This window comes from Aminobacter sp. 01T433, assembly GCF_056398585.1.
The window spans coordinates 82,666-96,164 of the sequence record NZ_JBFTPR010000006.1; the positions used below are offsets into that span (position 1 = coordinate 82,666).

Below are 13,499 nucleotides of genomic sequence, written 5' to 3' on the forward strand. Positions count from 1 at the left end.
AGGCCCGCGCCCGATCTGGAAGACCGGGCGCTATGCCTGTTTGGGTGCCTCAGACGTCCAGCGTGTGGTCGCGTTCCCACTGGGTGAAGTGGGAAGCGTAGGAGTTCCACTCCTGGTGCTTGAGCTTGACGTAGGCGGCGGAGAACTCTTCGCCCATCGCAGCCTTCAGCTCGCTGTCTTCGTCATAGGCGCGCAGTGCATCAAGCAGGTTGAGCGGCAGCTTGGCGCCATGCGTGACGGTGTGGCCTTCACGGTACATGTCGACGTCGCTGCGCGGGCCAGGATCGGCCTTGGAGCGAATGCCGCTGAGGCCGGCGGCGATGATGATCGCCTGCATCAGGTAGGGGTTCGCAGCGCCGTCGGGCAGGCGCAGTTCGAAGCGGCCGGGGCCGGGCACACGCACCATGTGGGTGCGGTTGTTGCCGGTCCAGGTCACCGTGTTCGGCGCCCAGGTCGCACCCGAAAGGGTACGCGGTGCGTTGATGCGCTTGTAGGAGTTGACGGTCGGGTTGCAGATCGCAGCAAGTGCTGAGGCGTGCTTCATGATGCCGCCGAGGAAGTGGCGGCCCTTCTCGGAAAGACCGAGTTCCATGTTCTTGTCGGCAAAGGCATTCGACTTGCCGGCAAGATCCCACACCGAAATATGGGCATGGCAGCCGGAGCCGGTGAGACCCTGGAAGGGCTTCGGCATGAAGGTCGCGCGCAGGCCGTGCTTTTCGGCGATCGAGCGAACCATGAACTTGAAGAAGGAGTGCTTGTCGGCGGTCTGGAGAACGTCGTCATACTCCCAGTTCATTTCGAACTGGCCGTTCGCGTCCTCATGGTCGTTCTGGTAGGGCTTCCAACCGAGGTCGAGCATGGCATCGCAGATTTCGGCGATGACGTCGAAGCGGCGCATGACAGCCTGCTGGTCGTAGCAGGACTTTGCCGCCGTATCGTACTCGTCGGCAATCTGGTTGCCATCCGGCGTGGTGAGGAAGAACTCCGGCTCGACGCCGGTCTTGACCCGCATGCCTTCCTTGGCGGCTTCGGCGACGAGGCGCTTCAGCGTGTTGCGCGGGGCCTGGGCGACACCCTTGCCTTCCATCAGGCAGTCAGATGCGAGCCAGGCGACTTCCGGGCGCCACGGCAACTGGATCACCGAAAGCGGATCCGGCACAGCCAGCATGTCTGGATGTGCCGGGGTCAGGTCCAGCCAGGTCGCGAAGCCGGCAAAGCCGGCTCCGTCCTTTTGCATGTCCGAAATGGCCTGCGCCGGCACCAGCTTGGCGCGCTGACCTCCAAAGAGGTCCGTATACGAGACCATGAAGTAGCGGATGTTGCGAGCCCTTGCGAACTCTTTGAGATCAGTCACCTCCGACTGATCGATTTTGGCTTCAAAGGCCGTACCCATGTGAATTGCTCCTCCCAATCCTTGTGGTTTTAAAAGGGACCCTTACCAGGCACCCAGCTCGTTCCCGCTAGCGGCACACCAGCCATGGCGGCAGCTTCGATCGAAAGAGCGCAGAGATCCTCAGGCTCGAGATTGTGCAGGTGATTCTTGCCGCAGGCACGGGCGATCGTCTGTGCCTCTAGCGTCATGACTTTCAGATAATTCGCCAGACGGCGACCAGCCGCGATCGGATCGACGCGCTTCATCAGCTCGGGATCCTGCGTGGTGATGCCGGCAGGGTCCTTGCCCTCGTGCCAATCGTCGTAAGCGCCGGCAGTCGTGCCGAGCTTCTGGTATTCGTCCTCCCAACGCGGGTCGTTGTCGCCGAGTGCGATTAGTGCCGCGGTGCCAATCGATACTGCATCGGCGCCGAGTGCAAGCGCTTTGGCCACATCGGCACCATTGCGTATGCCACCGGAGACAATCAGCTGAACCTTGCGGTGCATGCCGAGGTCCTGGAGCGCCTGAACCGCAGGACGGATACAAGCCAGGATCGGCTGGCCGACATGCTCGATGAACACTTCCTGGGTCGCAGCCGTGCCGCCCTGCATGCCGTCGAGCACGACGACGTCGGCGCCGGCCTTCACTGCAAGTGCGGTGTCATAATAGGGGCGTGCGCCACCAATCTTGACGTAGATCGGCTTTTCCCAATCGGTGATCTCGCGGATTTCGAGGATCTTGATCTCGAGATCGTCCGGACCGGTCCAGTCGGGGTGACGGCAGGCAGAGCGCTGGTCGATGCCCTTGGGCAGCGTGCGCATCTCGGCGACGCGGTCGGAGATCTTCTGACCCAAGAGCATGCCGCCGCCGCCCGGCTTTGCGCCCTGGCCGACAACGATTTCGATGGCGTCAGCACGACGGAGATCGCGCGGGTTCATGCCGTAGCGCGACGGCAGGTACTGGTAGACCAGCTGCTTGGAATGGCCGCGCTCTTCCTCGGTCATGCCGCCGTCGCCGGTGGTCGTGGAGGTTCCGGCAATCGTTGCGCCGCGGCCGAGTGCTTCCTTGGCCGGGCCCGACAGCGAGCCGAAGCTCATGCCGGCAACGGTGATCGGGATCTTCAGTTCGATCGGCTTCTTGGCGTAACGCGAGCCGAGCACCACCGAAGTGTCGCACTTTTCACGATAGCCTTCGAGCGGATAGCGCGAAATCGAAGCGCCGAGGAACAGAAGGTCGTCGAAATGCGGGACCTTGCGCTTCGCACCGGAGCCGCGAATGTCATAGATACCGGTCGCGGCGGCGCGACGGATTTCGGACATCGCATATTCATCGAACGTGGCCGACTTGCGTGGCGTCGTCGGAGGATTGTGATAGCTCATTTTGTTCCTCAGTAAGCGTCGGCGTTGTCGATGTTGAAGTTGTAGAGCGTACGCGCGGAACCGTAGCGCGAGAACTCTTCCGGCTTGACGTCGGCGATGCCGGCGCGATCAAGCAGGTCCTTCAGGATGGCGATGTGCTCGGGGCGCATTTCCTTCTTGATGCAGTCAGCGCCCAGGCTCTTGACCGAGCCGCGCACGAACAGGCGCGCTTCGTAGATCGAGTCGCCGAGCGCATCTCCGGCATCGCCGAGGACAACGAGATTGCCGGACTGAGCCATGAAGGCCGACATGTGGCCGATATTGCCGCGCACGACGATGTTGATGCCCTTCATCGAGATGCCGCAGCGCGACGAGGCGTTGCCTTCGATGACCAGCAAACCGCCGCGACCGGTGGCGCCCGCATACTGGCTGGCGTCGCCCTTCACGATGATCGTGCCCGACATCATGTTTTCACCGACGCCGGGGCCTGCCGAACCATGCACGGTGATCGTGCTGTTCTGGTTCATGCCGCCGCAATAGTAGCCGACTGAGCCTTGCACATCGATCGAGATCGCGTGCTCGGCGCCGACGGCAACGGCGTGGCTGCCCTTGGGGTTGAGAACCTCCCAGTTCGATTCTGCCGCGGCATCCTTCACTTCATGAAGAGCCTGGTTGAACTCGCGCAAAGTGATCTTCGAAAGATCGAAGGTCTTCGGCGCGTAGTTCGCCTGGTGCAAAGGCGCGGTCGCAAGATTTGTTGAATGCATAATCTCAGTGCTCCCAGAAATAGACGGTGGACGGCTCAGGCTCCCAGATCTTGGCGTCTTCGATGCCGGGCAGATTGGCGAGCGCGCGATATTCGGAACCGAAGGCGACGTACTGGTCGGTTTCGGCCATGACGGCGGGCTTGCAGGAGATCGGATCGCGCACGACGCCGAAGCCATCCTTGGTGCCGACCACGAAGGTGAAGAAGCCGTCGAGGTCGTTGAGGCTGCTTTCGAGCGCCTCGCCGAGATTCTGACCATGCGCAATCTTCGACGACAGGTAGGCAGCGGCCACTTCGGTGTCGTTTTCGGTTTCGAAGCGCATGCCGTCGCGGATCAGCTCGCGGCGCAGATTATTGTGGTTCGACAGCGAGCCATTGTGCACCAGGCACTGGTCGGGACCGGTCGAAAACGGGTGCGCGCCGAGCGTGGTGACAGCGGATTCGGTGGCCATGCGGGTATGGCCGATGCCATGGCTACCGCCCATCGAGGCAATGTCGAAACGCTTGAGCACTTCGATCGGCAGACCGACTTCCTTGTAGATTTCGATGGCTTCGCCAGCGCCCATGATGCGGACGTTGGGTCGCAGTTCGGCGATTGCCGCGCGCGCTTCCTCGACCTTGTCGGCAGGCACGTCCAGCACCGCATGGGTGGACTTCACCGTCGCCGAAACCTTGGCGCCGATCTTCTTGCCGAGCTCGATGTCGAGACCTTTGAAATCCGTCTCCGGCGTTGCTGTCTGGATGGTGATCTTGGCGTGCCCCTTGGAGCCGCCGCCGTAGATGGCGATGCCCGCGCTGTCGGGGCCGCGATCAGTCATGGTTACAAGCATCTCGGACAGCAGCGCGCCCAACTGGGGCTCCAGCGACTTGTCCTTGAGAAAGAGTCCTACAATTCCGCACATCCCAGTTTCCTCACCTGATTGGCTGCCTGTGACAAAAGCTAGCAGGTTCCCGATGTCAGTTCAACTGTGATGAATTTTTTATTCCTGTAGAAAAACAAACGCGCAGCTGACAATCGCATTGCGTCCAACGCTGCCCCACCCGGGCGCGGCACTCCGCGGCCGGGCCTCAACTTTGCAGAGAGCAGCCATGTGGATGGCAGATATCTCGGGAGCTGCAGCTGCGTGCAGCATCAGCCCGATGCCTACATTCGGGCATCGCGATCGACGACGAAGCTTTTTTTGCGCAGCTGTAGTGAGCCCATCCAAGGGCCGAAGCCGCGTCGGTCTTTTCGGCAACGCTGGGGTGGCCATAAATGAAATCGAGCAAATGGGGACGCCCGAATTCCCTCAAGGCTTTTCGCAGGACAGCGAGTGAACAGTTCCTGAAGAAGTAATTCCAATACAGGGTGGCTTTGCGCGATCGGAGGGAACCCTTGCAAAACGCTGGAGTGGGGAACTTGCGGAGTCTTTCCTGAAGCCCAGCTGCCCCGGTTGCCGCTGCGAGCGCGGACCCGCAGTTGTCGTGCAAGCCCGCCAAGGCTCCCATATTGCAGACCCTGGAAGCTAGTAATGAGAACCATTGCCTGAGCGTCCACCGCTCGTTCGCTCAACTGGCGATCCTGGGGCACGGAAAGATCAGGGATTCCGGGTGCCCCCCCAACCGCTCGAAATTGTCGCCGCAAGTGTATAATGCCCGTGCAGGAGATGGCTCTTATCTCATGCGGCCTCGTCCATAGACCACTGGACACGCTCGGCCAAATCGAGCATCGAGCATCGAGCATCGACATTTGCACTGTGGAAAGGCCCCGCAAATGCGAGGCCGCTTACCCGGATGACCGGGGATGGTTCCAATTGTTAGATGGGCTTGTTAGGCTGCACCGATGAAGGTGAAAGCTCTTAGGTCTAGAGGGACTGCACTGTGCCTCGCCCTAGCTTCGGCGACGGGTTGCGCGTCGCAAGCTTCTTCTGGCCGAGTCGACCCATCGCAATACGCAGCAACTTCGTGCGACGATCTCAACAACGCCATAGGCAAAACCTCGGCGAGCATTTCAGCGACGGCAATCAATCGCGGCAAGGTTAGCCAGTGGAACATTCCGTTCTGGGCACCGGGAGGCGCTAAGGCCGTCTCGGCAATCAAGACCAGGCAAACCGCCAAGATCGACCAGTTGCACCAAGACCAAGCCGCCCTCATCGCAGCCAGAAGACGTCAGTGTAGATGACTGCCTACCCGAAGCCCTCGTAGGAGATCGTCACCGTGTACGCACCGTAGCGGTTCTCCGGCGACAAGTCGTCTCAGCGCCGCGTCATGGCGAACTCGCTGAACGCCAGATTGCGCTTGCCACCTTGGCCGCGCTTCACGCCGCCGAACGAGCTTGTCCAGCGCGTCGCATGCCGCCGCGGTGGGGGACACGGGTCCTGGCCGCGATCCCTGCGGACTTTCGACCCACCCCCATGCGTCGTACCACTTCCGTCTGTCGCCTCAATCTGAAGGTGAATTCGGGTCGGTATTGACCTCCTATTCGCATCGGCACCTAATCAGAACGGGACAAAGCGTAGGCGGTGCACGAGGTAGCAGTATGGCCAAAGCGGTGATCAATCCGCCCGTCTGTCAGGTTACGGACCCACAGTATCAGGCTGATTGCAGGTTTGCCTTAGAGCCGTCTTTCCTCGGCCTCGCCAAGAATGCCTTTAGAGCAGGATGGGAACCGAAGGAAGTCGCCTACGCCCTCATGATACTGGCTGCTGCCGAACTCCAGCAATATTCCAAGGATAATCCGAATCGGCTGGCCGCCCCTTGATGTCGCTACCGACGGCATAGCCTCGCGCTTCATCCTTCAGGATTTGCCGAGGTCTGTCTTGCAGACGCTCTCCCAATTTAGCCGAATTGCTGAACCTTCAAGATGCTGGTCGTCGGGGCGCCATCAAAAGGCTCCTAGTCACTGCAACAGCACTGAGCCTGCCCGACTTTTCCCGCGAATGAGTACCAGAAGGTTCATATCCTCGGCGGATGTTGCCACAATTGAGCCCAATTTGATGCAACTAATGAGGGTGTTTCCTGACTTTCTGGCACTTTGGAATGGCAACTCGATCCGGAGTTTCCCCAATGCCTATGTCGACAGCTACAACCCTTGCTACTGGCGCCATGATCTGCAGTCTGTCCGTGGCTTCGCTATACGCAAGCCAGGCTCCGGAGCCTCACCACCCAAGAGGCCTTCAGGATCTCACTTCCGATTTCGAGAGTAAGCTTGAAGTCGCCTACACCAAGCAGACCGACAATGTCACAATCAACTGCTTTCCAGCCCAGCTCAGCGCTGTGCTGGCAATCTTGCATCGAAGATTTGGAAAACGGCCTGTCGTGACCTCAGGCTATCGTCCGAGGTCGGGTCGCTCCATGCATGCAAAGTGCAAAGCCGCCGATATCAGAATCCCCGGCGTGAAACCGGGCCAGATCGCCAGCTACGCTCGTAGCCTGGATGGAATAGGCGGCGTCGGCACCTACTGCAGCACGGGGATCGTCCACGTCGATGTGGGACCCCGGCGCGACTGGCACTACTGCTCGCGAGCGAAGGTTGCGTCGTTGCGACCTTTAGAATGATCAGCCTGGACGAGCGAGCAAGAACCTCAATCTTGCCTCGCCGCCCTCAGTCGCCGCCGCGGCCGCGCGGGTAGGAGATGATCGACAGATACTTGATCGGCAGCCGGGTCAGTTCCTCCGGGCCATGCGGTGCGTCGGCATCGAAAAAGAGGCTGTCGCCCGCCGTCATGCGGTAGAGGTTGTTGCTGTGGCGGTAAACCACCTCGCCCTCCAGCATGTAGAGGAACTCCATGCCGTCATGCTGGAAGGTCGGGAAGACGTCGGAGTCTTCCGACAGCGTAATCAAATAAGGTTCGACCGTCACGCCTGACGTGTCGGAGCCGATATGGCCAAGCAGAGTATATTGGTGTCCCGCGCGCGTGCCCCGGCGTTCGACATCTACACCCTCGCCCGATTTGACGAAGACAGCATTGCGCTCCTCTTCGAAGCGGCGGAAAAACGCGGTGACCGGCACGCCGAGCGCCCGCGACAGGGACTGCAGCGTCGTCAGCGATGGCGAGGTGATGCCATTTTCGATCTTCGACAGCATGCCAAGCGAAATGTCGGTGGCCGAAGCAAGGTCGGCGACGGTGATACCGAGCTTCTTGCGGAAGGCGCGGACCTCGTGGCCGATCGCCACTTCCAGCACTTTTTCGCGGGTATCGCGAACGGCATGCGGGTCCTGGGACAGCGGGGAAACGCGCGACAGAGCGGACTTGCCGGCTGCAGCCGCAACGGCTGCGTGCATAGCCTTGCCGTTCTTTTTCGACGGCGCCTGCTTTTCCGCTGCCTTCGCTTTCGCCATATCGTTGCCGCCTGCCTCTGCTCGTTGAATCTATTTCACCGAGAGTAAACATTTTCAGCAAAAGAAACAACAGCTGTGAATAAAGGCGCGGAGCGAACGATGCTGGCGCAACAGTAGTTAGCCGGGAACTCAACTTCGCCCGACTACAGACGGACAGGTTCCGCTACTACTGCATCAGCAGTATTTGCAGATCGGCGACATTGGTGCCGGTGGCGCCGGTCATCAGCAGGTCGCCCGACGACGCCAGCGCATGGTAGGAGTCGTTGTTTTGCAACAGCGCCACGGGATTGCAGCCCAGCTTGCGCATCGATGTGGTGGAGCCCGCATCGACGACGGCACCGGCCGCGTCGGTTGGGCCGTCGCGACCATCGGTGCCGCCGCTCAGGAAAACCCAAGGACGCCTGATAGAAGTCCATTCGTTGAGCAGTGCAAAGCGCAGCGCCAGTTCCTGGTTGCGGCCGCCGATGCCGGTTCCAGCGACCCGAACGGTCGGCTCCCCGCCAGCCACTATGGCGACCGGGCCGCGCTGGCTGGAAGCAAAGATCGCCATGCGGTGCAAGGTCTCGGCGACATTGGCGACATCGCCGCTCAGCCAGTCATCGGCCTTGACGACGAGCGGATAGGATACGCCGGCACAGTCCATCACCTGCTTCAGACTGATGCTGTTGGAGCCGATAATAACATTTTCGACATGGTCGAAGCTCGTTTCAGGGCCGCTCAGCGAGAGGTTGTCGATATGGCCACGAAGCGTGGCGGGCAGCCTGTCGTACAGGCCGTAGCGCGAGATGATACTATGCGCGTCGGCAACGCTTGCAGAAGGCCGCGCGGTTGGCCCGCTGGCGATGATGCCGACATCGTTGCCCGGCACGTCGGACAGGATCAGCGACAGCATCTTCGCGCCCGAGGCGAGCTTGGCTAGCCGCCCGCCCTTCAGTCGCGAGAACTGCTGGCGCACCGCATTGATCTCGTTGATCTCCGCACCGCAGCGGATGAGCGCACTGTTGAGAGCGATCTTGTCGGCGAGCGAAACACCGGGTGCTGGCGCGCAAATCAGCGCCGAACCGCCACCACTGACGAGAACCAGAACCAGATCGCCCGGAGCGGCAGAACGGGCGGCGCGCTCAATGGCGTACGCGCCTGCGATGCTGCCCTCGTCGGGCAACGGGTGGCCGCCGGCAATGACATCGACGCCGTCGATACCGATCAAGTTTTCACTGTTGGTGACCGCGCAGGCAATGTGCAACTTGTCGGCGACAAAGGGCAAAGCCGCGCGCGCCATCGGGCATGCGGCCTTGCCGAAGGCGATGAGAATGACGCGCTTTGCCGCCGCGATTTCGCGGGCACGACTTTTGAGCGCCGCAATAACCGCCCGCTCGGGGTCCGACGCCGCGACGCCTTCGCGAAACAAGGTGATTGCCTGTTCACGGAGTACGGTCACGGCGGGAGCCAAGCGGTCGGGGATCATCACACCACCTTGTCGGGTAAGGCGCGGCCTTCGAAGAACGCGGTCAGATTGTCGACCGCTTTCATGCCCATGGCCACACGGGTTTCTTCGGTGGCGCTGCCCAGATGCGGCAACAGCACCACATTTTCCATGCGCATCAGCGCACCGGGCACATCCGGCTCGCCGTCATAGACGTCGAGACCAGCACCGGCGATCGTGCCGCGGTCGAGCGCTGCGATCAGCGCCTTCTGGTCGACCACATCGCCGCGCGCCGTGTTGATGAGGTACGCGCCGCGCCTCATCGCGGCCAGACGCTCCGCATTGATCAGGTGGCGGTTCTCGGCACCGCCGGGGCAATGCAGCGAGACGAAATCCGATTGCGCCAGCACGTCCTCGATGGTCGCGAGCTGGCGCGCACCCATGGCGCGGGTTTCCTCGTCATCGACCTTCGAGCGGTTATAGAAGACGACATCCATGTCGAAGCCGAAATGCGCGCGCTTGGCCATGGCCTTGCCGATGCGACCCATGCCGATAATGCCGAGTGTCTTGCCGGTCACCTTGGTGCCGATCATGTGGGTCGGGCACCAGCCGGCCCATTGGCCGGCGCGTAACTGACGCTCGCCCTCACCCGCGCGCCTGGCGACGGAGAGCAAAAGGCTCATGCCGATGTCAGCGGTGCAGTCGGTCAACACGCCAGGCGTGTTGGTCACCACGATGCCACGGGCACGCGCCGCATCCGTGTCGATATGGCTGAAACCAACGCCAAAATTGGCAAGGATTTTGGTGCGGACATCAGCGTCAGGAAACACCGCCGCCGGCAGCTTGTCGCTGACGGTCGGCAGGATCGCGTCAAAGTTCAGGAACGCCGCCTTGAGCTCAGTCGGGCCGAGCGGCGCATCGCCCTGATTGAAGGTCGTGTCGAAGCGCTCTGCCAGGATCTGTTCGACTGCCGCGGGCCAGCGCCGCGTGACGATAACGCGAGGTTTCATTTCAATTCCTTGATCATGCTTGCAATGCCACACGCCCAAAACGGACGCGCAACAAGCACTCTAGCAGTTCGAAACGACACATCATGTGATGGATCATCGATAATCGGATGGTCGGGCAGTGGGGAGCCGGTCGGCGCCGGCTCCCCGAAGGCCAGGTCAGGCGGCCTTCTTTTGCTGTTCCAGCACACCCGCGACTGTCGGGCCGAAGGCTGCCGGCGTCTGCACGATGGTCACGCCTGCCTCGCGCAGGATCTCGACCTTTTCCTGGGCGGATTCGCCGAATGCCGAAATGATGGCGCCAGCATGGCCCATGCGCTTGCCCTTGGGCGCCGAAAGACCGGCGATGTAGGCGATAAGCGGCTTGCGCATGTTGTGCCTGGCCCATTCTGCGGCTTCGGCTTCCTGCGGACCCCCGATCTCGCCGATCATCACCACCGCGTCCGTATCGGGATCGTCCTCGAACAGCTTGAGGATGTCCTTGAAGGACGAGCCGTTGATCGGGTCGCCGCCGATGCCGACCGAGGTCGAAACACCGATGCCGAGCGCCTTCATCTGCGAGGCAGCCTCGTAGCCAAGCGTGCCCGAGCGGCCGACGATGCCGACCCGGCCCGGCAGGTAGATGTTGCCTGGCATGATGCCCATCAGGGCCTGCCCGGGCGTGATGACACCGGCGCAGTTCGGGCCGACAAGGCGCATGCGGTCTTCATAGCGGAAGCGGCGCATGTAGCGCTTGACCCGCATCATGTCCTGCGAGGGGATGCCGTCGGTGATGCAGACGCAGAGCTTGAGGCCAGCTTCTGCTGCTTCCATGATCGAGTCCGCCGCAAAGGGGGGCGGCACGAACACGATGGAGGCTTCGGCTCCGGTCTCGCGCACAGCGCCCCTGACCGTATTGAACACCGGGATGCCCTGGTGGACGAGCCCGCCCTTGCCGGGGGTGACACCGCCGACAACGTTGGTGCCGTAGCGCTTCATGTCGTCGGCGTGGAAACTGCCGATCTTGCCGGTCAGACCCTGGACGATGACGCGCGTCCGGCGATTCAAGAGAACTGCCATTTTGACCTCCCTTAGTTCTTTTTTGATTTCGAGTAGGCGCGCATCGCTTCGACCGATTTCTCGGCTGCCTCGGCGAGCGTATCGGCGACAATCACCTTTTCGCCCGACTCGGCGAGGATCCGCCGTCCCTCCTCGACATTGGTTCCCGCAAGCCGCACGACCAATGGCACGTTGACGCCAACCTCGCGGATCGCCTTGATGACACCCTCTGCCACCCAGTCGCAGCGGTTGATACCGGCGAAGATGTTGACCAGGATCGTCTCGATGTTCTTGTCGGCCAAGACGGCACGGAATGCCTTGGCCACGCGTTCCGGCGACGCACCACCGCCGATGTCGAGGAAGTTCGCAGGCTCACCACCGGCGATCTTGATCATGTCCATCGTTGCCATGGCGAGACCGGCACCGTTGATGATGCAGCCAATGTTGCCTTCGAGGCCGACGTAAGACAGGCCACGGTCGCTGGCGAAAGTTTCGCGCGGATCTTCCTGCGACTTGTCGCGCAGTTCGGAAATCTCGGCACGGCGGAAAAGTGCGTTCTCGTCGAACGACATCTTGGCGTCGAGCGCGATCAGATTGCCGTCCTTGGTGATGACAAGCGGGTTGATCTCCAGCATCGAGGCGTCGAAATCGCGGAAGACGCGGTAACAGCCGAGCAGCGTGTCGACGGCCTTGCCGATCAGGCTGTTGTCGAGGCCAAGGCCAAAGGCGATCTCGCGGGCCTGGAACTGCTGCATGCCGGCACCGGGATCGACGATGGCGCGGATGATCGAGTCGGGCTGCTTTTCGGCGATCTCCTCGATCTCCATGCCGCCGGAAGCTGACGCCACGATCATGACGCGCTCCGACTTACGATCGAGCACGATGCCGAGGTAGAGCTCCTGGCGGATGTCGACGGTTTCTTCGACATAAAGCCGCGACACCAGCTTGCCCTTGGGACCGGTCTGGTGCGTCACCAGCTTGCGGCCGAGCATGGCTTCAGCGGCGTCGGAGACCTCGTTGTCGGTGGTGCAGATGCGGATGCCGCCGGCCTTGCCACGCGCGCCGGAATGGATCTGCGCCTTGACCACCCATTTGCCGCCGCCGATTTCGCTGGCGCGATAGGTCGCCTGTTCGGGGCTGTAAGCCAGGCCGCCGCGCGGGATCTGCACCGAATAGCGCGCGAGCAGCTCTTTGGCCTGATATTCATGAATATCCATGTCGAACTCCTCCTCAGTTCGGCAGGCCGGTGCGCGAGCGCGCCGACTGCTCGATTGCGTCATGCATGACCAGCACGTTGCGGGCCATGCGTTCGGATGCGGCGTCGATCATCTTGCCGTCGAGGGCCGCGGCGCCCTTGCCCTGCTCCTCGGCTTCCTTGAGCACTTCGATGATGCGGCGAGCGCGGGTGACTTCCTTTTCCGGCGGCGAAAACACGGCATTCGCCAGTTCGATCTGCGAGGGATGGATCGCCCACTTGCCTTCGATGCCCAGCGCCGCCGCCCGTTTTGCGCCGGCGATGTAACCTTCAGGATCGGAGAAATCGCCGAACGGACCGTCGATCGGGCGCAGGCCGTAGGCGCGGCAGGCGACCGTCATCCGCGACAGGGCTGCATGCCACTGGTCGCCGGGATAGTCGGGGTTGAGGCCGCCGATGCTGACGGTGCGCGCCTTGCAGCTCGCGGCATAGTCGGCGACGCCGAAATGCATCGCCTCGAGCCGCCCGCCATAGGCGGCAATGGCTTCGACATTCGCCATGCCGAGTGCGGTCTCGATCAGGGCTTCCAGACCGACGCGGTTCTTGAAACCCTTGGCCGTCTCGATCTGGGTGACCATGGCGTCGACCATATAGAGGTCGGCGGGAACGCCGACCTTGGGCACCAGGATGGTGTCGAGCTTGTCGCCCGCCTGCTCCATCACATCGACCACGTCGCGGTACATGTAATGGGTGTCGAGGCCGTTGATGCGGACCGAAATGGTCTTGCCCTTGGCGCGCCAGTCGATCTCGTTGAGCGCCTGGATGATGTTCTTGCGTGCGCGCTCCTTGTCCGGTGGCGCCACAGCATCCTCGATGTCGAGGAAGATGTAGTCGGCGTCACCATCGGCGGCCTTGCGGATCATCTCCGGGTTGGAGCCCGGCACGGCGAGTTCGCTACGCTGCAGGCGAAGCTTGCGCAGGTGGTGGAGTGTATGGCTCATCTGTTTCCTCCCTGTTCT

12 protein-coding genes are annotated in these 13,499 nt (G+C 61.8%); 2 read left to right on the forward strand and 10 right to left on the reverse strand.

What is annotated here, in order from left to right:
- Positions 1 to 49 precede the first annotated feature (49 nt).
- The 4 genes from glnT to AC1DLV_RS12660 are packed head-to-tail and all read right to left on the reverse strand — an operon-like array spanning position 50 to position 4,398.
- Positions 50 to 1,393 carry a type III glutamate--ammonia ligase gene (gene glnT / locus AC1DLV_RS12645; protein ID WP_476799906.1) on the reverse strand — a complete coding sequence of 448 codons (1,344 nt, stop codon included), beginning with the start codon at positions 1,391 to 1,393 and terminating at the stop codon, positions 50 to 52.
- 29 nt (positions 1,394 to 1,422) lie between these two features.
- Positions 1,423 to 2,751: an FMN-binding glutamate synthase family protein gene (locus AC1DLV_RS12650; RefSeq protein ID WP_476799907.1), complete on the reverse strand. Its 1,329-nt coding sequence runs from the start codon at positions 2,749 to 2,751 to the stop codon at positions 1,423 to 1,425.
- Positions 2,752 to 2,759: 8 nt separating this feature from the next.
- Entirely contained in the window at positions 2,760 to 3,497 is a 738-nt protein-coding gene (locus AC1DLV_RS12655; protein WP_476788059.1) for a GltB/FmdC/FwdC-like GXGXG domain-containing protein, read from the reverse strand.
- Between the two features lie 4 nt (positions 3,498 to 3,501).
- Complete coding sequence (locus AC1DLV_RS12660) at positions 3,502 to 4,398, reverse strand: class II glutamine amidotransferase (protein WP_476799908.1); 897 nt, start codon at positions 4,396 to 4,398, stop codon at positions 3,502 to 3,504.
- Positions 4,399 to 6,014: 1,616 nt separating this feature from the next.
- Here AC1DLV_RS12660 and AC1DLV_RS12665 point away from each other — a divergent pair.
- The gene (locus AC1DLV_RS12665; protein WP_476799909.1) at positions 6,015 to 6,236 is read left to right on the forward strand and encodes a hypothetical protein; all 222 of its coding nucleotides are present in this window, start codon (positions 6,015 to 6,017) and stop codon (positions 6,234 to 6,236) included.
- 344 nt (positions 6,237 to 6,580) lie between these two features.
- Positions 6,581 to 7,033: a YcbK family protein gene (locus AC1DLV_RS12670; protein WP_476800077.1), complete on the forward strand. Its 453-nt coding sequence runs from the start codon at positions 6,581 to 6,583 to the stop codon at positions 7,031 to 7,033.
- Between the two features lie 46 nt (positions 7,034 to 7,079).
- Here the strand turns inward: AC1DLV_RS12670 and AC1DLV_RS12675 are convergent, their stop codons facing one another.
- The 6 genes from AC1DLV_RS12675 to AC1DLV_RS12700 all read right to left on the reverse strand — a co-directional run bounded on the left by AC1DLV_RS12675 (position 7,080) and on the right by AC1DLV_RS12700 (position 13,481).
- Positions 7,080 to 7,817 (reverse strand): helix-turn-helix domain-containing protein, encoded by a 738-nt coding sequence (locus tag AC1DLV_RS12675; protein ID WP_476799910.1) that lies wholly within the window; start codon positions 7,815 to 7,817, stop codon positions 7,080 to 7,082.
- A 166-nt stretch (positions 7,818 to 7,983) separates the two neighbouring features.
- Complete coding sequence (locus AC1DLV_RS12680; RefSeq protein WP_476799911.1) at positions 7,984 to 9,255, reverse strand: glycerate kinase type-2 family protein; 1,272 nt, start codon at positions 9,253 to 9,255, stop codon at positions 7,984 to 7,986.
- A 26-nt stretch (positions 9,256 to 9,281) separates the two neighbouring features.
- Positions 9,282 to 10,250, reverse strand: coding sequence for a 2-hydroxyacid dehydrogenase (locus tag AC1DLV_RS12685; RefSeq protein ID WP_476799912.1), 969 nt, complete (start codon positions 10,248 to 10,250; stop codon positions 9,282 to 9,284).
- Between the two features lie 156 nt (positions 10,251 to 10,406).
- Complete coding sequence (gene sucD / locus AC1DLV_RS12690; protein WP_476789144.1) at positions 10,407 to 11,306, reverse strand: succinate--CoA ligase subunit alpha; 900 nt, start codon at positions 11,304 to 11,306, stop codon at positions 10,407 to 10,409.
- A gap of 11 nt (positions 11,307 to 11,317) precedes the next feature.
- Positions 11,318 to 12,502 carry a malate--CoA ligase subunit beta gene (locus AC1DLV_RS12695; protein WP_476799913.1) on the reverse strand — a complete coding sequence of 395 codons (1,185 nt, stop codon included), beginning with the start codon at positions 12,500 to 12,502 and terminating at the stop codon, positions 11,318 to 11,320.
- A gap of 13 nt (positions 12,503 to 12,515) precedes the next feature.
- Positions 12,516 to 13,481, reverse strand: a complete 966-nt coding sequence (locus AC1DLV_RS12700; protein ID WP_476799914.1) for an HpcH/HpaI aldolase/citrate lyase family protein — start codon at positions 13,479 to 13,481, stop codon at positions 12,516 to 12,518.
- Between the last annotated feature and the right edge of the window lie 18 nt (positions 13,482 to 13,499).

Coding starts and splice junctions, on each gene's coding strand:
- glnT (WP_476799906.1), bottom strand. CDS start 1,393: ATGGGTACGGCCTTTGAAGCCAAAATCGATCAGTCGGAGGTGACTGAT.
- AC1DLV_RS12650 (WP_476799907.1), bottom strand. CDS start 2,751: ATGAGCTATCACAATCCTCCGACGACGCCACGCAAGTCGGCCACGTTC.
- AC1DLV_RS12655 (WP_476788059.1), bottom strand. CDS start 3,497: ATGCATTCAACAAATCTTGCGACCGCGCCTTTGCACCAGGCGAACTAC.
- AC1DLV_RS12660 (WP_476799908.1), bottom strand. CDS start 4,398: ATGTGCGGAATTGTAGGACTCTTTCTCAAGGACAAGTCGCTGGAGCCC.
- AC1DLV_RS12665 (WP_476799909.1), top strand. CDS start 6,015: ATGGCCAAAGCGGTGATCAATCCGCCCGTCTGTCAGGTTACGGACCCA.
- AC1DLV_RS12670 (WP_476800077.1), top strand. CDS start 6,581: ATGATCTGCAGTCTGTCCGTGGCTTCGCTATACGCAAGCCAGGCTCCG.
- AC1DLV_RS12675 (WP_476799910.1), bottom strand. CDS start 7,817: ATGGCGAAAGCGAAGGCAGCGGAAAAGCAGGCGCCGTCGAAAAAGAAC.
- AC1DLV_RS12685 (WP_476799912.1), bottom strand. CDS start 10,250: ATGAAACCTCGCGTTATCGTCACGCGGCGCTGGCCCGCGGCAGTCGAA.
- sucD (WP_476789144.1), bottom strand. CDS start 11,306: ATGGCAGTTCTCTTGAATCGCCGGACGCGCGTCATCGTCCAGGGTCTG.
- AC1DLV_RS12695 (WP_476799913.1), bottom strand. CDS start 12,502: ATGGATATTCATGAATATCAGGCCAAAGAGCTGCTCGCGCGCTATTCG.
- AC1DLV_RS12700 (WP_476799914.1), bottom strand. CDS start 13,481: ATGAGCCATACACTCCACCACCTGCGCAAGCTTCGCCTGCAGCGTAGC.